The sequence below is a fragment of the Stenotrophomonas sp. HMSC10F07 genome (assembly GCF_001807895.1).
Taxonomy (GTDB): Bacteria; Pseudomonadota; Gammaproteobacteria; order Xanthomonadales; family Xanthomonadaceae; genus Stenotrophomonas; species Stenotrophomonas sepilia.
Map to the genome: position 1 here is coordinate 1 of NZ_KV791412.1, position 24729 is coordinate 24729.

Here is a 24729-nt window from a genome sequence, read left to right on the forward strand (position 1 = left end):
CTTTCAAAGATCCGGGGAAGTGGCCTCAGCGCCGCTCCCGTGTGCCACGAAGTTTCCTTCGTAGCGAGCCGCCTATTATGCCAGACTTTTTCAGTCCGTCAACACCTTCGTTCGATCATCTCGTTCGGCGGTGGTGGGCGCCCTGTTGTCGCTGAAGCCCCTTGGTGGCGACCCCTGCGACGGGGGAGGAGAAGTATGTCCCCATTCCGATCATTTGTGAAGGGGGTGTGGCGATTTTTTTCACCGGATGTTGCATCCGTTCATCCGGCGCGCTGCGGTAGGCTCCCGCGAAGATGAGCCAAGCGTGGGCTTGGCTCTACAAGAGCATAAGGAAGGGCCGGCTGGCGCCGGCCCTTCCTTCTTCTCAGCCAGCAACCAGGCGCACGCGGGCGAAGGTGCGCTTGCCGACCTGCAGCAGGCCTTCGAAGCCCGGCTGCAGCACCTGCTGGCCGTCTTCAACCACTTCACCGTCCACCTTCACCGCGCGCTCCTTGAGCTTGCGGTTGGCTTCGGAGTTGCTCGGGGTCAGGCCGGCCGCCGTCAGCAACGCGGCAATACGCAGGCCTTCGGCCGGGATCGCCACATCCTGCAGCGGCAACTGGGTGATGTCGCCCTGCCCGGTCACCGCCGCCTCCCAGCCGGCAATCGCCTGCTCTGCCGCCACGGCGTCGTGGAAACGGGTCGCCAGCTCACGCGCCAGGCGCAGCTTGACCACGCGCGGGTTCAGGCCGCCATTGGCCACCTGCTCGCGCAGCTGCACGGCCTCGGCCTGGCTGATGTCGAAGGACAGCAGCTCGATCCAGCGCCACATCAGGGTGTCGTCCACCTTCATGGTCTTGGTGACGATGTCGATGGCCGGCTCGCTGATACCAATGTAGTTGCCCAGCGACTTGGACATCTTGTTGACGCCATCCAGGCCTTCCAGCAGCGGCATGGTCAGCACCACCTGCGGCTTCTGGCCATGGTGTTCCTGCAGGCCACGGCCCATCAGCAGGTTGAACTTCTGGTCGGTACCGCCCAGCTCGACGTCGGCCTCCAGGGCCACCGAGTCGTAGCCCTGCACCAGCGGGTACAGGAACTCATGGATGGCGATGGACTGCTGGGCGGCATAGCGCTTGGCGAAGTCGTCGCGCTCGAGCATGCGTGCCACGGTGTGCTGGCCGGCCAGGCGGATCATGTCGGCCGCGCCCATCTTGCCGAACCACTCCGAGTTGAAGCGGACTTCGGTACGGCTGCGGTCGAGCACCTTGAACACCTGTTCCTCGTAGGTACGGGCGTTGGCCAGCACGTCATCGCGGCTGAGCGGCTTGCGGGTCAGGCTCTTGCCCGAGGGATCGCCGATCATGCCGGTGAAGTCGCCGATCAGGAAAATGACCTGGTGGCCGAGGTCCTGGAACTGGCGCATCTTGTTCAGCAGCACCGTGTGGCCCAGGTGCAGGTCGGGCGCAGTGGGGTCGAAGCCGGCCTTGATCCGCAGCGGGCGGCCTTCCTGCAGGCGCGCACGCAGATCCTCGAGCTTGAGGATCTCGTCGGCACCGCGGCCGATCAGGGCAAGGGCTTCTTCAATCGAGGACACGTGACTACTCCCGGCAACGCCGATTCTTGTGTGGGGTGTTAAAGCAAAGTTAACCCGATTGGCTTCACAAAAGCCAATGGGCACAAGGGTTTGACGCGGTTTTCTCGGGTGTCTATGGTAACCGCCGATCAGGCCCGCGCTCCCGGGCCGCCAGGAAAAAACCGCCGATGCACAATTCCGAACAAGGGCGCGCACGCAAGCAGCGCTTCCAGGAACGCCTTCACGTCCTGCACGACAACGCCCTGCATCGGAAGCTCAGGCAACACCTTCCCGCCGCCTTCAATGAGCGCTGGACCCGCCGCCATTGGATGCACGCCAGCCTGTTTGCGACCATCGGCGCCCTGGTGGCGACGATCGTCCCCGGTTTCTCGCACACCATTGATGCGCCTTACGCGGACAGCCACACCAGCCTGGCGCTGCCGCTGCCGCCGTTGACCATGGCCCGCCAGCAGCAGGTGCCGGGCGACAGCTGGCAGGTGCTGCGCATCCAGCGCGGCCAGACCCTGAGCGACCTGTTCGACAAAGCCGGCATTCCGGCCACCACCCTGCACCGGGTGCTGGAGCACCCCGGTGCGCGCGAGGCGCTGACCAAGCTGCGCCCGGGCGCCGAGATCGCCTTCGACATGCCGCTGTCCGGCGACCTGCGCAGCATCCGCTTCGATCGCGACGCCGACAACCGGGTGGAACTGAGCCTGGCCGGCGATGACATCAAGGAGAAGGTGACGCGGCGCGAGACTTCCACGCGTACCGTGGTCACCAGCGGCGAGATCACCAGTTCGCTGTATGCCGCGGCCCGCCGGGCCGGGCTGTCGCCGTCGGCGATCGCGACGATGACCGACGACATCTTCAAGTACGACATCGACTTCTCCAAGGACCTGCAGCCGGGCGACCGCTTCAGCGTGGTGATGGACGAGACCTGGCGCGAGGGCGAGAAGGTGGACACCAGCAAGATCCTGGCGGCGACCTTCACCACCGGGGGCAAGACCTATTCCGGCTTCCGCTTCGACCGCAACGGCAAGTCCGAGTACTACGACATCAACGGCCGTTCGTTGAAGAAGAGCTTCATCCGCATGCCGATCCCGTTCGCGCGGCTGAGCTCGACCTTCGGCGCACGCAAGCACCCGGTGCTGGGCAAGATGCGCATGCACAAGGGCGTGGACTACGCCGCGCGTACCGGCACGCCGATCATGGCCGCCGGCGATGCCCGCGTGCAGTTCGCGGGCGTGCAGCGCGGCTACGGCAATGTGGTGATCCTCGACCACGGTCGAGGCCACACCACCCTGTACGGCCACATGTCGCGCTTTGCGAACATCAGGACCGGCCAGCGCGTGGCCCAGGGCACGGTGATCGGCTATGTCGGCTCGACCGGCCTGGCGACCGGGCCGCACCTGCACTACGAATTCCGCGTCAACGGCGAGCACCGCAACCCGCTGACCGTGACCATGCCGCCGCCGGAGCCGCTGAAGGGCGCCGAGCTGGTCGCCTTCCGCGCGCAGACCGCGCCAGCGATGGCCCGCATCCAGGGCATGGAGAAGCTGATCTACGCCGATGCCAGCCCGGCACCGACCAGCCGCGACGAGGCCGCCGCCGAGGTGGCCAGCGCCAAGGACAAGCAGGCGACCGGCCGCAAGCGCGGCTGAGCCCCTGCGTTGACGAGCAAGGACGCGGCAGCCCAAGCTTGCCGCGTCCTTTTTTTGTGCCTGCCATGAACACTACTGCCGACGCTGACGCCCCCCTGTATCTTGGCCTGATGTCGGGCACCAGCGCCGACGGCATCGACGCCGCGCTGGTGCAGTTTCCCGCGGGCGGTGGCTGCCGCTTCGTGCACGGCCTGACCGCACGCTGGGAACCGGTGCTGCGCGCGCGGCTGGTGGCGCTGGGCGAAGGTGGCCCGTTGGATTCGCTGGAGGAGCTGGGCGAACTGGACGCGCGGATTGCGATCAACTTCGCCGAGGCCGCCAACCAGCTGCTGGCCGAAGCCGGCGTGGACCGCAGCCAGGTGCGCGCGATCGGCTCGCACGGCCAGACCGTGCGACACCGCCCGCTGGCCGATCCGGCGTTCACTGTGCAGCTGGGCGACGGCAACCGCATCGCCGAACTGACCGGAATCACCACAGTATCCGACTTCCGCCGTCGCGACGTAGCGGCCGGGGGGCATGGTGCGCCGCTGATGCCGGCTTTCCACCTGGGCATGCTGGGTGCCGCCGATGAAGACCGCGCGGTGCTCAACCTGGGCGGCATCGCCAACCTGACCCTGATCCCGCGCGAAGGCGCGGTGCGCGGCTTCGATACCGGCCCGGCCAACGCGCTGATGGATGCCTGGTGCCAGCGCCACACCGGCCGTACCTTCGATGCCGATGGCGCGTATGCCGCCAGTGGCGCGGTGGACGAGGGCCTGCTGGCCGGCTGGCGTTCGGACCCGTGGTTCGCGCTGCCGCCGCCGAAGAGCACCGGGCGCGAGCAGTTCCACCTGGCCTGGGCCGAGGCGCACATGGGGGAAGGCCAGTACGCCGCCACCGATGTGCAGGCCACGCTGCTGGAGCTGACCGTGGCAACCGTGGCCGATGCGCTGCTGGCGCAGCAGCCGCAGACCCGGCGCCTGCTGGTCTGTGGCGGCGGCGTACGCAACCGGCAGCTGATGAAGCGGCTGGCGGCGCGGCTGCCGGAGGTGCAGGTGGAGTCCAGCGCGGTGCATGGGCTGGACCCGGAGTACGTGGAGGCGATGGGATTCGCCTGGCTGGCGCAGCGGACGATGGACGGGCTGGCCGGCAACCTGCCGAGCGTGACCGGAGCGAAGGGGCCGCGGATCCTTGGGGCAATCCACCTGGCGTGAGGTGGCGCCATCCACGCACGGCGTGGATTCACCGGGCAGCCGAGCGTGGGCTCGGCTCTACAAAGCCGCTAATCGAAGCCCTGCCCTGCGGGCAAGGCCTGCAGGGCGGCGATCGCATCGGAGAGGGCGTCCACTTCGGGATCGCCGAAGCCGGAGCGAACCTCCAGTTCACTGCTGAACAGGCCCTGCTCCAACAAGGCGGCGCAGGTCTGTTCATGGGTCCAGCCGCGGGCGACCGCGACACGTCGGATACGTTCCAGCAGCAGCGGGTCCAGGTCCCGCAGCACAACGTCGGCCATGCTCACTTCCCCGTTCGCAAGGCACCGCCCCCTCGGCGCGTCGGGGGCGATGATCCCGCAGTCCGGGCGGGCAGGCAATCAGGCGACCGGCGGCGGCCCGCGGTCGGCGATCCGCGGCCACAGCCAGGCCAGCAGCAGCAGGGTCGGCACCACAGTGATCGAGCTGAGGATGAAGAACGTGCTGTAGGACGTCGCTTCAACGATGTATCCGGAGACACCGCCGATGAACTTGCCCGGCAGGTTGGCCAGCGATACCAGCAACGCGTACTGCGTGGCGGTGAAGTTGCGGTCGGTCAGCGACGACATGAAGGCCACCAGCACGGTGCCGGCGAACCCCTGGAACAGGTTGTCGGCACTGAGCGCGGCATAGAACGCCCACAGCTTGCCTGGGTTGTGCGCCATCAGCAGGAAGGCGAGGTTGGACATCGCCACGCCCAGTGCGGCCACCAGCAGCATGCGCCGGAAGCCGAATGCGGCCACCGCAATACCCCCCAGGAACGCACCGCCGATCCCCATCCATACACCGAACAGCTTGGACACGGTGGCGATGTCGGCCTTGTCGAACCCCGAATCGAGATAGAACGGCCCGGCCATCACGCCGATCACCTGATCGGGGAACTTGAACAGGCCGACGAAGGCCAGCAGCACCAGGGCCAACGCCACGCCATTACGGCTGAAGAAGCTGGAGATGGGCTGGACGAAGGCTTCGGCGATATCGATGCGACGCTGCACCGCCGTGGCCGGGCGCTCCGGTTCGGCGCACAGCAGGGTAGTGACGATCGGCAGCAGCATCAGCGCGGCCATCGCCAGGTAGGCGACGATCCAGCCTTCGAACTGCGCCAGGTACAGCGCGCCGGCACCGGCCAGGATCAGGCCGATCCGGTAGCCCAGCGTATAGGTGGCCGCCAGCGCGGCCTGCGCGGTCTGCGGAGCGATCTCGATACGGTAGGCATCGACCGCTGAGTCCTGGGTGGCGCCAGCGAACGACGCCACCAGCACCCACATCACCAGTGGCCAGACGCCCTCTTCCGGCCGCACGAAGGCCAGTGCGACCAGGCCGACCAGCACCAGCACCTGCGATACCAGCAGCCACGAACGGCGGCGGCCGAGCGCGCCCAGCAGCGGAAATGCATAGCGGTCCAGCAGCGGCGCCCACAGGAACTTGAGCAGGTAGAAGAAGCTGGCCAGGCTGATCAGGCCGATGCTGCCCAGGTCCAGGCCGACGTCGCGCAGGCGCGTGGACAGCGTCTGCGAAGCGATCAGCAGGAACGGCAGGCCACTGCCGAAGCCAAGCATGGCCATGGTCAGCGCCGACGGGGTACCGAAGGCGCGCTTGATGCCTGCCCAGCCCTTGTAGCTGACCGGCGTGGCGGCCTCGGTCACAGGTCGTAGTCCACGGTGAACGGGGCGTGGTCGGAGAAGCGCTCGTCGCGGTAGATCGAACAGCTACGCAGTTTGTCGCGCAGGCCCGGCGTGATGAACTGGTAGTCGATGCGCCAACCGACGTTGTTGGCGCGGGCGGCGCCGCGGTTGCTCCACCAGGTGTAATCCTCGCCGGTGGGATTGAGCAGGCGGTAGGCATCGGCCCAACCGCGGCCGGCGGCGACATCGGTGGCCTGGCCATGGTCGGCGCAGAGGGCGTTGAGCCAGTCGCGCTCCTCCGGCAGGCAGCCGGAATTCTTCTGGTTGGACTTCCAGTTCTTGATGTCCAGCGCCGAACGCACGATGTTCCAGTCGCCGCACAGCACGTAGTCGCGGCCGCTGCGCGCCCACTCCTCCAGGATCGGGCGCAGCCATTCCATCACTTCGAACTTGAAGCCCTGGCGCAGGTCACCCGAGCTGCCGGAGGGAATATAGAAAGAGACCACGCTGAGATTGCCGTAGCGCGCCTCGATGTAGCGGCCTTCGTCGTCGAACGGGGCCCAGCCCAGCGAGGTGATGACCTGGTCCGGCTCGCGCTTGCTGTAGATCGCCACACCGCTGTAGCCCTTCTTGGTGATGGCGTCGCGGTAGAAGCAGTGATGGCCATCCGGACGGAACATCGGGTCGGTCAGCTGGTCTTCCTGGGCCTTGGTTTCCTGGATGCACAGGACGTCGGCGTCCTGGGCACGGAACCAGTCCAGGAAGCCCTTGGTCGCGGCGGAACGGATGCCATTGGCGTTGAAACTGATGATGCGCATGCGGGGACCTGCGGCGGGAAACCGGGCAAGCATACCGGTTGCCCGTGGGGCTGCGCAGTCCGCCAGGCAGCGCCGCGACAGCCTTCACGCGGGGCCGGACGAGCGCGAAACGCCCAGCTGGATTAGGATTTGTGCTCCAAATGAAGATGAATCGAGTTTTGATGAGCGACCACCGCCACCGTTTCCTGCAGCTGGCCCTGACTGCCGACGCCCTGCGCTTCGGCCAGTTCACCCTCAAGTCCGGCCGGCTGAGCCCCTATTTCTTCAACGCCGGCCGTTTCGACTCCGGTTCGCTGCTGTCCCAGCTCGGCGCCTGCTATGCCGATGCCATCGATGCCAGCGGGATCAAGTACGACGTGGTGTTCGGCCCGGCCTACAAGGGCATTCCGCTGGCCACCGCGATGGCCTGCGAGCTGGCCCAGCGCGGCCGCGACCTGCCGCTGTCGTTCAACCGCAAGGAAGCCAAGGACCACGGCGAAGGCGGCCAGCTGATCGGCGCCGACATGAATGGCAAGCGCGTGCTGATCGTCGACGACGTGATCACCGCCGGTACCGCGATCCGCGAAGCGCTGGGCATCATCCGCGCTGCCGGCGGCACCCCGGCCGGCATCGTGGTAGCCCTGGACCGCCAGGAGATCGCCTCGGAAACCGACCGCCGCTCGGCGGCGCAGTCGGTGGCCGAAGAGGCCGGGATTCCGGTGATCGCCGTGGCGTCGCTGGCCGATCTGCTTGATTTCGCCTCCGGCAACCCGGAACTTGTGGGTTACCGCCAGCCGCTGGAAGCCTACCGGGCCCAGTACGGCGTCCGTTCGATCCGCTGACCGACCCAGGGGAAAGGTCATGTCCCGAGTTCCTGCCGTTCTCTTTGCCGGCCTGCTGCTGGCCGTGCCGTCCACCGTGCCGGCGCAGTCGCGCGACGGCGGCAAAGTGGAGAAGAAGCTGTATTGCTGGAACGAGGGCAAGGAGCGGATCTGCAGCGATTCGCTGCCAGCCGATGCGGTCAATCACGCCCGCGAGGAGTTCAACGCGAAGAGCGGCCTGCGCAATGCGCAGGTCCAGCGCGCGTTGACCGACGAAGAGCGCGCCGCGGCCAGCACCGAGGCGCAGCAGCAGCAGCTGGACCTGATGGCCGAGCAGACCCGCCAGCGCACCGAACAGGCGATGCTGTCCACCTATGGCAGCGAGGACGACCTGCGCCGGGTGTTCGCCGAGCGCCAGGAAGTGCTCGACAACAACCTGAAGACCGCCGAGTACAACGTCACCAGCCTGCGCGAATCGCTGGTAGCGCTGTTGTCGGCCGCTGGCGACCGAGAACTGGCCGGTGGCAAGGTGGCCGACAAGCAGGCCGAGGCGATCCGTCAGCGGCACGTGCAGTTGCGGGCGCAGCAGCGCCTGCAGGCCGGGTTCCTGCAGCAGCAGCAGGCGCTGAAGGCCGAGATCGACAGCACGCTGCAGCGCTACCGCGAGCTGAAGGGCGTGGCGCCAGCGAGTCAGGCGCCGTGATTCGCTTGTAGGGTCGAGCCCATGCTTGGCTCCGCGTGGCCTTGGGAAAGAGCAGCCCAGCATGGGCCCGGCTCTACAGTGGGCGGCGCCTGGTTACGGCTTGGCCCACGGAATTTATGCACTCTTTACGCGTCGGCACGGTCCGGCGCGTAGTGCGTTTATGGGCGGCAGGACGACGATGACGGCCTGAGGTGGAGGGGTTCCACCAGGACGCTATTGCAATGTCCCCCTGGCTGTCGTTGTTGTGTGGCGTGCTGGTGCTGGTCGCCGCCGCCTATCTCCTTTATGTCGTGCTGCGGCCCGAGTCGTTCTGAGCGGAGCCTGCCATGACCGAGATGCTTGTGATTATTGCCGCCAGCCTGTTGTTGGCGTGGCCGCTGGGCCTGTACCTGGCGCGCGTGATGCGCGGCACGCCGATGAAGGCCGACGTGCTGTTCAACTGGATCGAAAAGCCGTTGTACAAGGTGTTCGGCGTCGATCCCTCGCGCGCGATGTCCTGGCGCGGCTACGTGCTGGCCTTCGTGCTGAGCAACGTAGTGATCGCCGTATTGACCCAGGCGGTGTTCATGACCCAGGCCTGGTTGCCGTTGAACCCGGACCAGATCCCGAACATGCGCTGGGACACCGCGCTGCACACGATGATCTCGTTCCTGACCAACACCAACCAGCAGCACTATTCGGGCCAGGCCCAGCTGTCCTACCTCTCACAGATGACCGGCATCACCGGCCTGCAGGTGGTGACACCGATGATGGGCCTGGCGCTGGCTGTGGCCACGCTGCGCGCGTTGTTCTCGCGTGCGCCGCAGGCTGCGGCGGCCACCGGTGCCGGCGACGACCGCCAGGTGGCGGTGGGCAACTACTACGTGGACGTGGTGCGCCTGTGCGTGCGCTTCCTGTTGCCGCTGTGCCTGGTGTGGACCCTGCTGCTGACCAGCCAGGGCGTGCCGTCGACGATGGCCGGTGGCCCGCAGGCCACGCCGATCGATGCCAGCGCCGGCATGACCGGACAGAAACTGCCGCTGGGCCCGGTGGCGGCGATGGTCGCGGCCAAGCAGCTGGGCGCCAACGGTGGCGGCTGGTACGGCCCGAACAGCAGCTTCCCGCTGGAGAACCCGACCCCGCTGTCGAACGCGCTGGAGATCGTCGGCATCCTGCTGGTGCCGATGGCGGTGATCTTCATGATCGGTGCGTTCACCGGCCGGCGCCGGTTCGGCGCCCTGGTGTTCAGCTGCATGCTGGGCATGTCGCTGCTGTCCACCGGCGCGATGGTGTGGAGCGAAGGGCACAGTGCCAGCGCCGCCACGCCGCTGCTGATGGAAGGCAAGGAGGTGCGCTTCGGCGCCGACGGCACGGCGCTGTGGGCGGCGGTGACCACCCAGGTCTCCAACGGGTCGGTCAACGGCATGCATGACTCGCTGGCGCCGCTGAGTGGCGGCATCGCGATGGTCAACATGCTGGTCAGCGCGATCTGGGGCGGCATCGGCTGTGGCCTGCAGCAGTTCATCGTGTACCTGCTGCTGGGCGTGTTCCTGGCCGGGTTGATGACCGGACGTACGCCGGAACTGTTCGGCCGCAAGCTGGAGACGCCACAGGTACGCCTGCTGGCCCTGCTGGTGCTGCTGCAGCCGATCACCCTGCTGGTGTTCACCGCGATCACCCTGGCCGTGCCCGGGCTGGCCGCTACCTCCAACCCGGGCTTCCATGGCATCAGCCAGGTGTTCTACGAGTACGTCTCGGCCTACGCCAACAACGGCTCGGGCTTCGAGGGGCTGGGCGACGCCACGCTGTGGTGGAACCTGAGCTGCTCGCTGGTGCTGCTGCTGGGCCGCTTCCCGCTGCTGATCATCCCGCTGGTGGTGGCCGCACAGCTGGCCGCCAAGCGCCAGGCGCCGGAGTCTGCCGGCAGCCTGCAGATCGAAACCCCGACCTTCGCCCTGACCCTGGTCTCGGTGATCGTCATCCTGACCGTGCTGCAGTTCATGCCGGCGCTGGTACTCGGCCCGATCGCCGACCACCTCAGCCTGGGACTGCACTAAGGACACCCCGATGAGTACCCACGCAAGTTCCACCCGTAGTTCCCTTGCCCCGCGCCCTGCGCTGCTTGATGGCGCCGGCCTGCGCCGTGCGCTGGTCGAAGCAGTACGCAAGCTCTCGCCGATGCACCTGGTGCGCAGCCCGGTGATGGCGGTGGTGATGGCCGGCACGATCGTCGCGGCCATCGTCACACTGACCGGCAATGCGCCGCTGGGCTTCGGCCTGGCAGTGACCGCGATCCTGCTGGTGACCGTGTTGTTCGGCAATTTCGCCGAAGCAGTGGCCGAGGCGCGTGGCCGTGGCCAGGCCGCGTCACTGCGCCGTGCCCGCCAGGACCTGGTGGCACGCCGGCTGGCGGCGCCGCAGCCGGGTGCCGCAGAAGCCCAGGTGCCGGCCGCCGAACTGCGCCCGGGCGACCATGTGATCGTCAGTGCCGGTGAGCTGGTGCCGGCCGATGGCGAGATCGTGCAGGGCCTGGCCACCATCAACGAAGCGGCGGTGACCGGCGAATCGGCACCGGTGCTGCGCGAGGCAGGTACCGACCGTTCCGGTGTGATCGGTGGCACCAAGGTGCTGTCCGACCAGATCATCGTGCGGGTGACCGCCGAGCCGGGCCACAGCTTCCTGGACCGGATGATCGCGCTGGTGGAAGGTGCCAACCGCCAGAAGACCCCCAACGAGATCGCGCTGACCCTGCTGCTGGCGGCGATGACGCTGACCTTCCTGGTGGTGGTGGCCACGTTGCCGGCCATTGGTGCAGCCGTCGGCGTCAAGGTCGATCCGCTGCTGCTGATCGCGCTGCTGGTGTGCCTGATCCCGACCACCATTGGCGGCCTGCTGCCGGCCATCGGCATCGCCGGCATGAACCGTGCGCTGGCCGCCAACGTGCTGGCCAAGTCGGGCAAGGCGGTGGAAGTGGCCGGCGACGTCGACGTGCTGCTGCTGGACAAGACCGGCACCATCACCTACGGCGACCGCCAGGCCAGCCACTTCCATCCGCTGGCCGGCATCGATGCCAGCCAGCTGCGCGAGGCGGCACTGCTGTCCTCGCTGGCCGACCCGACCCCGGAAGGCAAGTCGATCGTGCGCCTGGCGCGCGAACAGGGCTGCGCCACCGCCGAGCCAGACCATGCCGACTACCTGGCCTTCAGTGCCCAGACCCGGATGTCCGGCGTGGATCTGGAACATGGGCGGCAGATCCGCAAGGGCGCTGCCGATGCGATACGCGCCCACGTGCAGGCGCTGGGCGGCAACGTGCCGGCTGAACTGGCCGGCCGCGTCGAGCAGGTCGCGCGCAATGGCGCCACCCCGCTGGTGGTGGCCGAGGGTCGCCACGTGCTGGGCGTGATCGAGCTGTCGGACGTGGTCAAGCACGGCATGCGCGAGAAGTTCGCGCAGCTGCGGGCGATGGGCATCCGTACGGTGATGATCACCGGCGACAACCCGCTGACGGCAGCAGCCATTGCCGCCGAGGCTGGCGTCGACGACTACATCGCCGAGGCCCGTCCGGAAGACAAGCTGGCACGCATCCGCCAGGAACAGGCCGGTGGCCGACTGGTGGCGATGGTGGGCGATGGCACCAACGATGCTCCCGCGCTGGCCCAGGCCGACATCGGCCTGGCGATGAACTCCGGCACGCAGGCGGCGAAGGAGGCCGGCAACATGGTCGACCTCGATTCGGACCCGGCCAAGCTGCTGTCGGTGGTGGAAGTGGGCAAGCAGCAGCTGATCACCCGCGGCGCGCTGACCACCTTCTCGCTGGCCAACGACGTGTCCAAGTACTTCGCGATCCTGCCGGCGCTGTTCGCCGTGGCCGTTCCGACCATGGCCGCACTGAACGTGATGCAGCTGTCGAGCCCGCGCAACGCGGTGCTGGCGGCGCTGATCTTCAACGCCCTGGTGATTCCCGCGCTGATCCCGCTCGCCCTGCGTGGCGTGCGCTTCCGCCCGGCCACCGCCACCGCACTGCTGCGCCGGAACATGCTGGTGTACGGCCTCGGCGGCGTGCTGCTGCCGTTCGCAGCGATCAAGGCGATTGACCTCCTTCTTGTCCTGGTATTCGGCGCATGAACCGTTCTGCTTCCACCTCATCTTCCCTTCCGGGCGACGCCAAGGCCGAGGCCCGCGTGGCCAGCCTGCAGGACGGCGCCTGCTGGCGCCCGGCGATCGGCCTGGGCCTGGCCACCCTGCTGCTGGCCGGCGCGGTCTATGCCGGCATCGCCACCGGCTTTGCCGGGCTGGCCTACCCGACCCAGGCCGAAGGCAGCCTGCTGCGCGATGGCAGCGGCCAGGTGCGCGGCTCGGCCTGGCTGGCGCAGCCGTTCACCGCTGACGGCTACTTCCAGGCGCGTCCGTCGGCGGCCAACTACGACCCGATGGCCGCGGCCGGTTCCAACCTGGCGCGCAGCAACCCGGCGTTGGCCGAACGTGTTGCCGCCAGCACCGCTGCGGTGGCCGCGCGCGAAGGTGTCGCCCCGGCGCAGGTGCCAGCGGACCTGGTCACCCAGTCCGCCGGCGGACTGGATCCGCAGCTGTCGCCGGCGGCGGCGCAGCTGCAGGTAGCACGCGTGGCGCGTGCCCGTGGCCTGCCGGTGGAGCGCGTGCAGGCACTGGTGCAGGCGCATACCGAAGGGCGCCAGTGGGGCCTGTTCGGGCAGCCACGGGTGAACGTGGTGACGCTGAACTTCGCGCTGGACCATGCGGCCAAGGCGCCGTGATGCTGGGCTGCACCTGCTGCGCGCACAATGGTGGCCATGACAGCGGCCCTCATGACTGATGCACGTACCCGCCAGGCCGATGCCCTGGTTGAAGGCCTGCAACGTGAAGCCGGCGGCAAGCTGACCGTGTTCCTCGGTGCGGCGCCGGGCGTGGGCAAGACCTACGCCATGCTGACCCGCGCGCAGGAACAGCTGCGCCGCGGCGTCGACCTGGTGGTGGGCCTGGTGGAAACCCATGGACGCACCGATACCCAGGCCCTGCTGGAGGGCCTGCCGCAGCTGCCGCTGAAGGACGTGGCCTACCACGGCCATGCCCTGCAGGAGATGGACCTGGATGCAGTGCTCGCACGGCATCCAGCGCTGGTGCTGGTGGATGAACTGGCCCATCGCAATGCGCCCGGCAGCCGTCATGAGCGGCGCTGGCAGGATGTGATGGAGCTGCTGGACGCCGGCATCGACGTCTGGACCACGGTCAACATCCAGCATCTGGAAAGCCTCAACGACGTGGTGATGCGGATCACCGGCGTGCGCGTCAGCGAGACCGTGCCCGACGGCGTGCTCGACCGCCTGCACGACATCGTGCTGGTCGATCTACCGCCGCGCGAACTGATCGCGCGCCTGCAGCAGGGCAAGGTCTATGTGCCGGAACAGGCCGCGCAGGCACTGCAGGCGTTCTTCTCACCGGCCAACCTGACCGCGCTGCGCGAACTGGCGATGCAGGAAGCCGCCGACCGCGTCGACAGCAGCCTGCGCGAAACCCGCGCCGCGCGTGGCGAAGGCAATCTGCCCCTGCGTCGCGGCGTTCTGGTGGCCATCGACGGGGGCGGCCAGAGCGAATACCTGGTGCGCGTGGCGCGGCGCATCGCAGAGCGCCGTGACGCGCCGTGGACGGTAGTGACCGTGCAGGGCCGGCGCCAGGACGAGGCGACCCGGCGCGAGATCGATGCGGCCTTTGCGCTGGCAAGGCGGCTGGGCGGCGACGCCGAACTGCTGCATGGATCGAGCATTGCCGATGCCCTGCTCGACCATGCCGCACACAACGGCGTGTCGACCCTGGTGCTGGGCCGTACCCGCGAACGTCCACTGGCACGGATGTTCAACCGCACCCTGACCCAGCAGCTGATCCAGCGTGGCGCGCATTACGAGATCACCATCATCAGCACGCCGCAGGCACGCGCACGCTCGCGCCGCGAGAGCCTGCTGCCGCCGATGCGCGGCATCAGCTACGAGCCTGCACAAGCCCTGATCGCGACCGCATTGGCCTGTGCGGTGGCGTGGCTGGCCGAACACTGGGTGGGCATGGCCGACCTGTCGATGGTGTTCATCGTCGCGGTGGTACTGGTGGCTGCACGCACGCGCGCCAGCGTGGCGGTGATGGCCGCGATCCTGTGTTTCCTCGCCTACAACTTCCTGTTCATCGCGCCGCGCTTCACCTTCGCCATCGGTGCACGCCAGGGCGTGATCACCGTTTTCCTGTTCCTGGCCGCGGCACTGGTGGCCGGGCGCCTGGCCTCGCGCCTGCGCATGCAGGTCATCGCGCTGCGTGCGGCCAACCGCCATGCGCGCGCGCGCCAGCAGCTGGGACGCCAGCTGGCCAGCGCGGCCGGCAACGGCGAGGTGGCACAGGCGGGCCGGCATGCGCTGGAGCAGGCCCTGGACGTGCCGGCGTGGCTGCGGATCGGCACCGATACCGCCGCCGGCGGCCGCAGCCAGCCCGGCGATACCGACCTGGCTGCCGCCGACTGGGCGCTGCGCCACGGCCAGCCCAGCGGGCGTTTCACCGATACCCTGGCCGGCGCGCAATGGTGGTTCCTGCCGCTGCTGGACGGCGAAGACCGTGCGATCGGCGTGGCCGGCCTGTACCTGCCCGGCGCACAGGCGCGCCTGCTGCCCGAGCAGCGGCAGCTGGCCGAAGCGATGGTCGATGACATCGCCCAGGCCGCGCTGCGCACGCGGCTGGTGGCGGAACTGGAGCAGGCGCACGTCAGCAACGAGACCGAGCGGCTGCGCTCGGCCCTGCTCTCCTCGGTGTCGCACGACCTGCGCTCGCCGCTGGCGGCGATGATCGGGTCGGCCGACAGCCTGGCCAGCTACGGTGCAGCGATGGATACCGCTGATCGCCGCGCCCTGCTGGACACCATCCTGGTCGAGGGCGAACGGCTGGACCGCTACATCCAGAACCTGCTGGACATGACCCGGCTCGGCCACGAAGGGCTGAAGATCAACCGCGACTGGATCGGCGTGGACGAGCTGATCGGCTCGGCGGCACGGCGCCTGCAGCGCTACCAGCCAAAGGTGCGGCTGGAGCTGGACATTCCAGCCACGCTGGCACCGATCTGGGTGCACCCGGCGCTGGTCGAACAGGCCGTGTTCAACGTGATGGAGAACGCGGCCAAGTTCTCGCCGCCCGACGCCGCCGTGCAGGTACAGGCGCGCGAGCTGGACGGCCAGCTGCGCATCGACGTGATCGACGCCGGCCCCGGCATTCCCGATGACGAGCGCGCGCGCATCTTCGACATGTTCTACAGCGTCGAGCGCGGTGACCGAGGCCGCCACGGCACCGGCCTGGGCCTGACCATCTGCCAGGGCATGATCGGCGCACATGGCGGCAGCGTGCAGGCGCTGCCCGGACGCGACGGTCGCGGTACCCTGATCCGCATCACCCTGCCCCTGCTCAAGCCAGCCTCCCACGATGAGCCCGACCCCGATTGATGCCAGCGTGCCGGCCGCACGCGTGCTGGTGATCGATGATGAAACCCAGATCCGCCGGTTCCTGGACATCAGCCTGCGCGCGCAGGGCTACCAGGTGCGGCAGGCCGCCACCGGCCAGGAAGGCCTGCAGCTGGCCGCCAGCGAGGACATGGACCTGGTGATCCTGGATATCGGCCTGCCGGACATGGAAGGCCACGAGGTCCTGGAACAGCTGCGCCAGTGGAGCCAGGTGCCGGTGATCATGCTGACCGTGCGCGCCGGCGAAGCCGAGAAGGTGCGCGCACTGGATACCGGCGCCAACGACTACGTGACCAAGCCGTTCGGCACGCAGGAACTGATGGCGCGCGTGCGGGCGCTGTTGCGCACGCGCAGCGTGCCGACCGATGGCATACCGCCGGTATTCGACGATGGCCACCTGCACGTGGACCTGGTGCGTCGCGAAGTCGCCCTGCAGGGTGAGCCGGTGGCGTTGACCCGCAAGGAATACGCGCTGCTGTCGCTGCTGCTGCGCAATGCCGGACGGGTGGTGACCCAGCCGCAGATCCTGCAGGAGATCTGGGGGCCGACCCACCAGCACGACACCCACTACCTGCGCATCCTGGTCGGCAAGCTGCGGCACAAGCTGGGCGATTCGGCGCTGGATTCGCGCTACCTGTTCACCGAGCCGGGCGTGGGGTTGCGGTTCAAGGGGTGAGGGTGTGTCGACCAAGGTCGACACCTACCAAGAGCGGGCAAGGCGTGCCGACCAACGGTCGGCACCCACCAGGATCGGTCAGAACCCCAGCGGGGTGTCGCCCAGCACTGGTTGCAGCTGGCTGCGGAACAGGGCCTGGATGCGTTCCAGTGCCGCCTCGTCGTTGCCTTCGAAGCGCAGCACCAGCACCGGCGTGGTATTGGAGGCACGCACCAGGCCCCAGCCATCGGCGAAGTCCACGCGCAGCCCGTCGATGGTCGACAGGCGGCCACCCACATACGGGTTGTCCGGGGACTGCGCCGCCGCCACCAGCATCGCCACCAAGGCATGCGGCGTCCCGTCGGCCACCGGTACCTTCAGCTCCGGCGTGGCGACCATTTCCGGCAGCTCGCCCAGCACCTCGCCCGGCGTTTCCTCGCGCTGGGCCAGGATCTCCAGCAATCGCGCAGCGGCGTACAGACCGTCGTCGAAACCGAACCAGCGTTCCTTGAAGAAGAAGTGGCCGCTCATCTCGCCGGCCAGCTCGGCATCGGTCTCGCGCATCTTCGCCTTCATCAGCGAATGCCCGGTCTTCCACATCAGCGGGCTGCCACCGTTGCGCAACACGTGGTCGGACAGCTTGCCGGTGCACTTCACGTCGTAGATCACCATCGCGCCCGGATTGCGCATCAACACATCGGCAGCAAACAGCATCAGCAGGCGATCGGCGTAGATGATCCGGCCTTCGCCGGTCACCACGCCCAGCCGGTCGCCGTCGCCATCGAAGGCAACGCCGAGATCGGCGCCAAAGCGCTTGACCGTCTGCACCAGGTCTTCCAGGTTGGCCGGTTCGCTCGGGTCGGGATGATGGTTGGGGAAGGTACCGTCGACATCGCAGTACAGCGGGATGACGTCGGCGCCGATCGCTTCCAGCAGCTGCGGCGCCAGTGCGCCGGCCACGCCATTGCCGGCATCGGCCACGACCTTCAGCGGACGGTCCAGCTGCACGTCATCGGCGATGCGCTGGATGTAGTCGGCACTGACATCGCGCTGCTGGTAGTCGCCCGGCTCGGCGGCCTGCACCAGGCGGCCCTCGACGATGCGCTGGTAAAGATCGGTGATGGCATCGCCGGACAGCGTCTCGCCGCCGATGACCACCTTGAAGCCGTTGTACTCGGGCGGGTTATGACTGCCGGTGACTGCCACGCAGGTGCCGGTACGCAGATGGAAGGCGGCGTAGTACACGACCGGAGTCGGTGCCAGGCCGATGTCGATCACCGCGCAACCGGCGCGCCTCAGGCCCTCGGCCAACCCTGCGGCCAGTTCCGGGCCGGACAGGCGGCCATCGCGACCGATCACCACCTCGCGCAGGCCCTGCTCCAGTGCCACGGTGCCGATGGCCTGGCCGATCAGCGCCGCGGTCTTCGGTGTCAGTTCACTGCCCACCACGCCGCGGATGTCATAAGCACGGAAGATGCCGGCGGCCAGCTCTTCAGCGGGCACTGGCGGTGGCGGCGGTGGCGCGGCATCGCCACTGCCGGTCACAGCGGCCTCGGGTGGCGGCGCCTGCTGCAGGCTCTCGCTCAGGGTCGGGCCATGGTCGGCCTCGGACGCTGCGGCGCGGCGCGGCAAGGGCAGCGACTTCGGCAGTCGGTCACGTCCCACCACCAGCAACACGGCAATGAACGCCAGCAGCAACGCCACAATGGCGCTGGCCAGCGCGCCCAGGCCCAGCGGACCGGCGTCGACATTCGGCACCGACGCGACCAGCCGCAACGGTGTGCCTGCAACCGGGCGCGCAAGGGCTTCCGCACTTTCGGCCAGGCCCGCGTCGCCCTGGGTGACCAGATCGAAGCCGCCCTGGCGCAGGCCAAGGAAGCCGGCGGACGGCGCGCGCACCTGGTCCAGCGGCGAGGTCAGCCGCAGCAGCGGTTGGCGCACATAGATCACGGCCGGCCCCAAGCTGCCCAGCTGCACCGGCGCGGCCAGGCCCAGGCGATTGCCGCCGCCGTCGCGGACCACGCGCAGGCTGGGCCTGGCCTCGGCCAGCGCGGCTTCCAGCAGGGCCAGGCGTGCATACCCGAAGGTGGCCGGATCGGCATAGGCGTTGGCCAGATCGGCCGTCAGCACCTCGACCTGCTCAACTCCGGTCCAGCTCTCGCGCACGGCCAGCGCCGCCGCAGCGGCATCGCCGGCCTGCAGCGCCTGCTGCACGCGATCGTTCTTCAACTGCTGCTGCAGCTGCTGCAACTGGCCTGCAGCGGCCTGCTGCAGGCCCTGCACAGCCTGGTCACGCGCTTCTTCCAGCGCCTGCCCGTTGGCCTCCTGCCGCCATTGCTGCACCGCGCTCCATCCGAACCAGCCGGCCAACAGGATCAACAGCACCCCCAGTAGTGGTGCACTGCGACCCAACGACCGTCCCCGCTGTCCTTCCCCGATGCCGCTCATCGATGTCCCCTGTCAACGCACCCCGGTATGGCCGAATCCACCCGTGCCCCGCACGCTGTCGGTGAAAGTATCCACCACCTGCAGGCTGACGCGGGCAATCGGAACCACCACCAGCTGCGCGATGCGATCGCCGGGCTCGATGGTGAAGGCCTCGCGGCCACGGTTCCAGACGCTGATCAGCAGCGGCCCCTGGTAGTCGGCATCGATCAGGCCGGTGCCGTTGCCCAGCACGATGCCATGCCGATGGCCCAGCCCGGAACGCGGCAGGATCACCGCGCACAGGTTCGGGTCGGCAATGTGGATGGCCAGGCCGCTGGGCACCAGCGCGGTGTCGCCCGGCTGCAGGGTCAGCGCGGTATCCAGCGCCGCGCGCAGGTCCATGCCGGCGCTGGCTTCGGTGGCGTAGGCCGGCAGCGGCCAGCTGTCGCCGAAGCGCGGATCGAGCAGCTTGACCTGCAGCGGTTGGGAAAGGGATGCCTGGGTCATGCCTGGAGTCTCCGCGCGATCAGCGCCAGCAGTTGTTCGGCCAGTTCGCGCTTGGAGGTGGCCGGGAATACCTGTTCACCGTCCTGCCAGAAGGCCGTGGCGGCATTGTTGTCGCTCTCGAAACCACCGCCACTGATGCCGACCTGGTTGGCGATCACCAGGTCCAGGCGCTTGTCGATCAGCTTGCCGCGAGCATATTTCTCCACGTCATGGGTCTCGGCGGCAAAGCCGACCACCAGCTTCAGCGACTGCGTCTGCGCGGCGACTTCGGCCAGGATGTCCGGCGTGCGCACCAGCTCGATCACCAGCGACTGGCTGTCGGCGGTCTTCTTCAGCTTCTGCGCGGCGACCTGGCGCGGGGTGTAGTCGGACACTGCGGCGGCACCGATATAGATGTCGGCGGGCAGCGACTTCAGTACGGCATCGCGCATCTGCGCGGCCGAGCGCACATCGATGCGCTGCACGCCCGGCGGCGTCGGCAGCTGTACCGGGCCACTGACCAGCACCACCTGCGCGCCCAGCGCGGCGGCGGCGGCGGCCAGGGCGAAGCCCATCTTGCCGCTGCTGCGGTTGCCGACGTAGCGCACCGGATCGATGTCTTCGTAGGTCGGGCCGGCACTGATCAGCAGGCGCAACCCCTGCAGGGCACGGGTTTCCGGCGCGGCAACCGTCGCAACGACCCCGCCATTGGTCGCCAGCGCGGCCACGATGTCGCCCGGTTCGGCCAGCCGACCGGGGCCGGATTCACCTTCGGCCAGCGGGCCATCGACCGGGCCGATCACCTGCGCACCGCGCTGGCGCAGCAGGGCGATGTTGGCCTGGGTAGCCGGATGCAGCCACATCCGGTGGTTCATTGCCGGGCAGATCGTCAGCGGTGCGGTGCTGGCCAGACACAGGGTGCTGACCAGGTCATCGGCATGGCCCTGGGCCAGCCGCGCCAGCAGATCGGCGGTACCCGGCGCGACCACGATGCGGTCGGCCCAGCGGGCCAGCTCGATGTGGCCCATGGCCTGCTCGGCGGCGCTGTCCCACAGCGTGGTGCGGGTCGGCTGCCCGGACAGGGCCTGGAAGCTGAGGGGGGTGACGAACTGCTGGGCGCCGGCGGTCATCGCCACCTGCACCTGGGCGCCCGCGTCACGCAGGCGCCGCACCAGCTCCAGGGCCTTGTAGGCCGCGATCCCGCCTCCGACGCACAACAGCAGTTTCTGGCCTTCCAGCGCGCGGGCCGGCGCGGGGGAAGCGTTGGGGGAGTCAGCCACCTGGAATTCCTGTGCAAACGAGGGCATTAGCTTACCCGATGGTCGGTAATGTCCCGGTGCACAGCGCACATAGCGGGCGGCTATCAGCAGATGGGACTTGCACCACAACGCTTCCGGGGTTCAAGACACCGCGATTCGGAACTTTCCTATACCTGTAGGCCGGCCACGTTTGCAGAATCGTCAGTGGCCACCGCTGGTGTGCCGCTTCGCTTTTCGAGGATCCCGCGTGCACCCGCGCATCATCATCGCCGACGACCATCCCGTCGTCCTGCACGGCATCCGCATCGTGCTGCAGACCCATCTGATGGAGGTCGTCGGCAGCGCGCGTGACGGCGCCCAGCTGCTGCAGCTGGTCGTGCACCACGGCTGCGACGCGGTGCTGACCGACCTCTCCATGCCGGGTACCGGCCCGGATGGCCCGGAACTGATCGCTGAGCTGCGCGCACGCCACCCGGGCCTGCCCGTGGTGGTGCTCACCGGCGCCCGTCACCCCGGCCTGCTCGATGGCCTGCTGCGTGAAGGTGTCAGTGGCCTGGTCGACAAGTGCGCCGATTTCGGCGAGTTGCCGCAGGCCCTGAACGCAGCCATGGCCGGGCAGGTGTTCGTCTCGCAGCAGTTGCGCCATCACCTGCAGGCGCGCGACCTGATGTTCGCGCGTGAACCGGCGGCGCTGTCGGCCCGCGAACAGGAAGTGCTGGACCTGTTGGCCGCCGGGCTGAAAGTGAACGCCATCGCCGTCCACTGCGGCCGCAGCCCGAAAACGATCAGCCGGCAGAAGGCCGAAGCCAAGCGCAAGCTGGGGCTGCAGAACAACCAGGAGCTGTTCGCCTATCTGCAGTCGCGACGCGACTGAGGCAACAGCCTACCCGGGCGTGCGCCCTGCCCTGATGGGACGCATTACCCGCGCTGGCGATGATGCAGGCATGCCCATCCATGACTGGCCCGAGCAGGAACGTCCCCGCGAGAAGCTGATCGCCCGCGGCCCCGCCACGTTGTCCGACGCAGAGCTGCTGGCGCTGTTCCTCGGCTCTGGCTTCGGTGGACGCGACGCGGTGCAGACCGCCCGCGACCTGTTGCAGGCGCATGGCCCCCTGCGCGTGCTGCTGGACCGCCCGGCCCGCGAGCTGGCCCGGTTGCCGGGGCTGGGGCCGGCACGAAGCTGTGCCCTGGCCGCCGGCCTGGAACTGGCCCATCGCTACCTGGCCGCCGAGCTTCAGCAGGGCGAGGCGGTCGGCAACAACCCAGCCGCGGTCGGCCGCTACCTGCAGCACCGCCTGCGCGGCCAGGCCCGCGAGATCTTCATGGCGCTGTTCCTGGACAACCGCCACCGGCTGATCGCCTGCGAGGAACTGTTCCAGGGCACCATCAATGCCGCCCCGGTCTACCCCCGCGAGGTGGTGCGGCGAGCCCTGCTGCACAATGCGGCAGCGGTGATCCTCAGCCACAACCACCCCTCCGGCGACCCGGAACCCTCCGGCGCCGATACCCGGATCACCGATGAACTGCAGCAGGCGCTGGCACTGGTGGACGTACGCCTGCTGGACCACTTCGTGGTCGGCGAAGGCCGCCCCGTTTCATTTGCTGAACGGGGCCTGCTGTCCCCGCCCCAGCCACGCCTGTTCGGCTGAGCGGGCCTGACCAGGGCCGGGCAGATCCCCCCCACAGGCATGTTCTGGTCAGCGTGGGCGCGGGTATCTGCGCTAAAATGGGCGATTCCGCCGCTCATTCTCACAGCAGGCCTCGTGAAAAATCTCCTCCGCGCCCTGATCAGCCAAGGCATCGAAGCCTTGCGCGCCAATGGCACCCTGCCCGCCGACTCCCTGCCGCCGGACTTCGTGGTCGAGCGCCCGAAGACCCGTGACCATGGCGACTTCGCCACCAACGCCGCGATGCTGCTGGCCAAGGCCGCGCGCAGCAATCCGCGCGCACTGGCTCAGGCGCTGGTCGAGGCGCTTCCGCGCAGCGAGGACGTCAGCAAGGTCGAGATCGCCGGCCCCGGCTTCATCAACTTCCACCTGGCTCCGGCTGCATACCAGCGCGAAGCCGCGTCGGTCATCAAGGAAGCCCACGACTACGGCCGCAACCTGTCCGGCAATGGCCGCACGGTGGGCGTAGAGTACGTGTCGGCCAACCCGACCGGCCCGCTGCATGTCGGCCATGGCCGCGCGGCGGCGATCGGCGACTGCGTGGCCCGCGTGCTCGACGCCAACGGCTGGAACGCCAAGCGCGAGTTCTACTACAACGACGCCGGCGTACAGATCGAGAACCTGGCGCTGTCGGTGCAGGCCCGCGTGAAGGGCATTGCGCCGGACCAGGAAGGCTGGCCGGAAGGCGGCTACCGCGGTGAGTACATCGCCGATGTTGCCCGCGCCTACATGGCCGGCGCCAGCGTTGACCTGGAAGGCACGCTGGTGGTCGGCGCCAAGGACCCGGACGACATGCAGGCGATCCGTCGCTTCGCCGTGGCCTACCTGCGCAACGAGCAGAACCTGGACCTGGCCGCCTTCGGCGTCGACTTCGACATCTACTTCCTGGAAAGCTCGCTGTACGCCGATGGCAAGGTCGCCGAGGCCGTGGCCAAGCTGCAGGCCTCCGGGCACACCTACGAGGAAGGCGGCGCGTTGTGGCTGCGCAGCACCGATTTCGGTGACGACAAGGACCGCGTGATGCGCAAGTCCGACGGCACCTTCACCTACTTCGTACCGGACGTGGCCTACCACCTGTCCAAGTGGCAGCGCGGCTACGAGCGCGCGATCACCGAACTGGGTGCCGATCACCACGGCTCGCTGGCGCGCGTACGCGCCGGCCTGCAGGCGCTGGAAGTGGGCATCCCGCAGGGCTGGCCGGAATACGTGCTGCACCAGATGGTCACCGTCATGCGCGGCGGCGAGGAAGTGAAGCTGTCCAAGCGTGCCGGCAGCTATTTCACCCTGCGCGACCTGATCGAGGAGGCCGGCCGCGATGCGACCCGCTGGTTCCTGATCGCGCGCAAGCCCGATTCGCAGCTGACCTTCGACATCGACCTGGCCCGCCAGCAGAGCAACGACAATCCGGTGTTCTACGTGCAGTACGCGCACGCCCGCGTCTGCAGCCTGCTGCGCCAGGCCCAGGAAAAGGGCCTTGTGTACGAGCAGGGCAATGGCCTGGCCAATCTGGGCCGCCTGGCCGACGATGCCTCGCTGGGGCTGATGAACGAGATCTCGCGGTATCCGGAAGTGGTGGAAGCGGCCGGCGTGGCGCTGGAGCCGCACCTGGTGGCGCAGTACCTGCGTGAATTGGCGCATGCCTTCCACACGTGGTATCACGGGACGCCGGTGCTGGTGGACGACGCCACCGATCGCAACGCCAAGCTGACCCTGGCCTGCGCGGCGCGCCAGGTGCTGGCCAACGGCCTCGAACTCCTGGGCGTGAGTGCCCCGGAAAAAATGTAAGCATCAGGAGACGCAGTACACATGGCAGCACGACGCGGCAAAACCCAGGCACGACGCAACAGCAGCAGCCAGGGCACCCCCGGATGGGTGTGGCTGGTGGCCGGTGTGGCGATCGCCGCCGTGGTGTTCCTGGCGGCGCCGAACCTGTTCAAGGGCGAAGGCGATGGCTTCCTGCGTGCCGGTCCGCAGCCGAACCCGAACGCGCAGCCGGCCCCGGTCGCTGATGCCGACAGCGATGTCGGCAGCCAGCCGGCCGCGCAGCCGGCCACGTCGAAGCCGGCCGAACCGGAGAAGCCCGCCGCGACGCAGTACGACTTCTACACCCTGCTGCCGGGCAAGGAAGTGGAAATGTCCGACGCCGAACTGGCCGCCAGCGCGCGCGCCGAGGATCAGCGCCGGGCCAAGGCCGAAGCGTCGCGCGCGCAGGCCGCGCTGGAGGGCAAGCCGGTACCGCCGGCCAGTACGGCCACGCCGGCACCGACCGCAACGGCCAGCGTCGCAAGCACCGCGCCGGTAACCGCGACCAACCGTCCGTTGCCGGCACCGCTGAGCGAGCGCCCGGCCGCGGCAACCCCGTC

The 24729-nt window shown here is 68.4% G+C and carries 20 protein-coding genes and 1 pseudogene; 14 read left to right on the forward strand and 7 right to left on the reverse strand.

Going from position 1 to position 24729, the window contains the following annotated elements; genetic code table 11:
- Positions 1-364: 364 nt before the first annotated feature.
- A complete protein-coding gene (gene tyrS / locus HMPREF3114_RS13495) occupies positions 365-1576 on the reverse strand; it encodes a tyrosine--tRNA ligase (RefSeq protein WP_005420460.1) in 1212 nt (403 codons plus the stop codon).
- A 167-nt stretch (positions 1577-1743) separates the two neighbouring features.
- Between tyrS and HMPREF3114_RS13500 the strand changes: the two genes are divergently transcribed.
- Positions 1744-3216, forward strand: coding sequence for a M23 family metallopeptidase (locus HMPREF3114_RS13500; RefSeq protein WP_053500323.1), 1473 nt, complete (start codon positions 1744-1746; stop codon positions 3214-3216).
- 65 nt (positions 3217-3281) lie between these two features.
- Complete coding sequence (locus HMPREF3114_RS13505; protein ID WP_053500325.1) at positions 3282-4409, forward strand: anhydro-N-acetylmuramic acid kinase; 1128 nt, start codon at positions 3282-3284, stop codon at positions 4407-4409.
- Between the two features lie 68 nt (positions 4410-4477).
- On the opposite strand, the gene HMPREF3114_RS13510 is transcribed toward HMPREF3114_RS13505, so the two are convergent.
- The 3 genes from HMPREF3114_RS13510 to HMPREF3114_RS13520 all read right to left on the reverse strand — a co-directional run bounded on the left by HMPREF3114_RS13510 (position 4478) and on the right by HMPREF3114_RS13520 (position 6888).
- Positions 4478-4708: a hypothetical protein gene (locus HMPREF3114_RS13510; RefSeq protein ID WP_005420465.1), complete on the reverse strand. Its 231-nt coding sequence runs from the start codon at positions 4706-4708 to the stop codon at positions 4478-4480.
- 78 nt (positions 4709-4786) lie between these two features.
- A complete protein-coding gene (locus tag HMPREF3114_RS13515; protein ID WP_053500327.1) occupies positions 4787-6091 on the reverse strand; it encodes an AmpG family muropeptide MFS transporter in 1305 nt (434 codons plus the stop codon).
- Positions 6088-6888 carry an exodeoxyribonuclease III gene (locus HMPREF3114_RS13520; RefSeq protein WP_005420469.1) on the reverse strand — a complete coding sequence of 267 codons (801 nt, stop codon included), beginning with the start codon at positions 6886-6888 and terminating at the stop codon, positions 6088-6090. The genes HMPREF3114_RS13515 and HMPREF3114_RS13520 overlap by 4 nt, the downstream gene beginning before the upstream one ends.
- 161 nt (positions 6889-7049) lie before the next feature.
- Between HMPREF3114_RS13520 and pyrE the strand changes: the two genes are divergently transcribed.
- The 8 genes from pyrE to HMPREF3114_RS13560 all read left to right on the forward strand — a co-directional run bounded on the left by pyrE (position 7050) and on the right by HMPREF3114_RS13560 (position 16548).
- Positions 7050-7709 carry an orotate phosphoribosyltransferase gene (gene pyrE / locus HMPREF3114_RS13525; RefSeq protein WP_005420471.1) on the forward strand — a complete coding sequence of 220 codons (660 nt, stop codon included), beginning with the start codon at positions 7050-7052 and terminating at the stop codon, positions 7707-7709.
- Positions 7710-7728: 19 nt separating this feature from the next.
- Positions 7729-8391 carry a hypothetical protein gene (locus tag HMPREF3114_RS13530; protein ID WP_005420473.1) on the forward strand — a complete coding sequence of 221 codons (663 nt, stop codon included), beginning with the start codon at positions 7729-7731 and terminating at the stop codon, positions 8389-8391.
- A gap of 221 nt (positions 8392-8612) precedes the next feature.
- Positions 8613-8705 carry a potassium-transporting ATPase subunit F gene (locus HMPREF3114_RS13535; RefSeq protein WP_005407770.1) on the forward strand — a complete coding sequence of 31 codons (93 nt, stop codon included), beginning with the start codon at positions 8613-8615 and terminating at the stop codon, positions 8703-8705.
- Positions 8706-8717: 12 nt separating this feature from the next.
- The gene (gene kdpA, locus HMPREF3114_RS13540) at positions 8718-10427 is read left to right on the forward strand and encodes a potassium-transporting ATPase subunit KdpA (RefSeq protein WP_053500329.1); all 1710 of its coding nucleotides are present in this window, start codon (positions 8718-8720) and stop codon (positions 10425-10427) included.
- A gap of 10 nt (positions 10428-10437) precedes the next feature.
- Entirely contained in the window at positions 10438-12495 is a 2058-nt protein-coding gene (gene kdpB, locus HMPREF3114_RS13545) for a potassium-transporting ATPase subunit KdpB (protein ID WP_053500333.1), read from the forward strand.
- On the forward strand, positions 12492-13142 hold the full coding sequence (gene kdpC / locus HMPREF3114_RS13550) for a potassium-transporting ATPase subunit KdpC (RefSeq protein ID WP_053500335.1): 651 nt from the start codon (positions 12492-12494) through the stop codon (positions 13140-13142). The genes kdpB and kdpC overlap by 4 nt, the downstream gene beginning before the upstream one ends.
- 51 nt (positions 13143-13193) lie before the next feature.
- Positions 13194-15854 carry a sensor histidine kinase gene (locus HMPREF3114_RS13555; RefSeq protein WP_053500336.1) on the forward strand — a complete coding sequence of 887 codons (2661 nt, stop codon included), beginning with the start codon at positions 13194-13196 and terminating at the stop codon, positions 15852-15854.
- Positions 15835-16548: a response regulator transcription factor gene (locus tag HMPREF3114_RS13560; protein WP_070489915.1), complete on the forward strand. Its 714-nt coding sequence runs from the start codon at positions 15835-15837 to the stop codon at positions 16546-16548. Before HMPREF3114_RS13555 ends, HMPREF3114_RS13560 begins: the two co-directional genes overlap by 20 nt.
- A gap of 78 nt (positions 16549-16626) precedes the next feature.
- Here the strand turns inward: HMPREF3114_RS13560 and HMPREF3114_RS13565 are convergent, their stop codons facing one another.
- The 3 genes from HMPREF3114_RS13565 to coaBC are packed head-to-tail and all read right to left on the reverse strand — an operon-like array spanning position 16627 to position 20747.
- A complete protein-coding gene (locus HMPREF3114_RS13565; protein WP_053499476.1) occupies positions 16627-18975 on the reverse strand; it encodes a phosphomannomutase/phosphoglucomutase in 2349 nt (782 codons plus the stop codon).
- Between the two features lie 12 nt (positions 18976-18987).
- Positions 18988-19461: a dUTP diphosphatase gene (dut, locus tag HMPREF3114_RS13570; RefSeq protein ID WP_005420510.1), complete on the reverse strand. Its 474-nt coding sequence runs from the start codon at positions 19459-19461 to the stop codon at positions 18988-18990.
- Entirely contained in the window at positions 19458-20747 is a 1290-nt protein-coding gene (coaBC, locus tag HMPREF3114_RS13575; RefSeq protein ID WP_005420512.1) for a bifunctional phosphopantothenoylcysteine decarboxylase/phosphopantothenate--cysteine ligase CoaBC, read from the reverse strand. Before coaBC ends, dut begins: the two co-directional genes overlap by 4 nt.
- A 199-nt stretch (positions 20748-20946) precedes the next feature.
- Between coaBC and HMPREF3114_RS13580 the strand changes: the two genes are divergently transcribed.
- From HMPREF3114_RS13580 to HMPREF3114_RS13595, 4 genes and pseudogenes are all read left to right on the forward strand, one after another.
- Positions 20947-21573, forward strand: a complete 627-nt coding sequence (locus HMPREF3114_RS13580; RefSeq protein WP_005420514.1) for a response regulator — start codon at positions 20947-20949, stop codon at positions 21571-21573.
- A gap of 70 nt (positions 21574-21643) precedes the next feature.
- Complete coding sequence (gene radC, locus HMPREF3114_RS13585; protein WP_014035697.1) at positions 21644-22348, forward strand: RadC family protein; 705 nt, start codon at positions 21644-21646, stop codon at positions 22346-22348.
- 114 nt (positions 22349-22462) lie between these two features.
- Complete coding sequence (gene argS, locus HMPREF3114_RS13590; protein WP_005420518.1) at positions 22463-24151, forward strand: arginine--tRNA ligase; 1689 nt, start codon at positions 22463-22465, stop codon at positions 24149-24151.
- Between the two features lie 21 nt (positions 24152-24172).
- A pseudogene (locus tag HMPREF3114_RS13595) lies at positions 24173-24729 on the forward strand (sporulation protein); the annotation flags it as partial.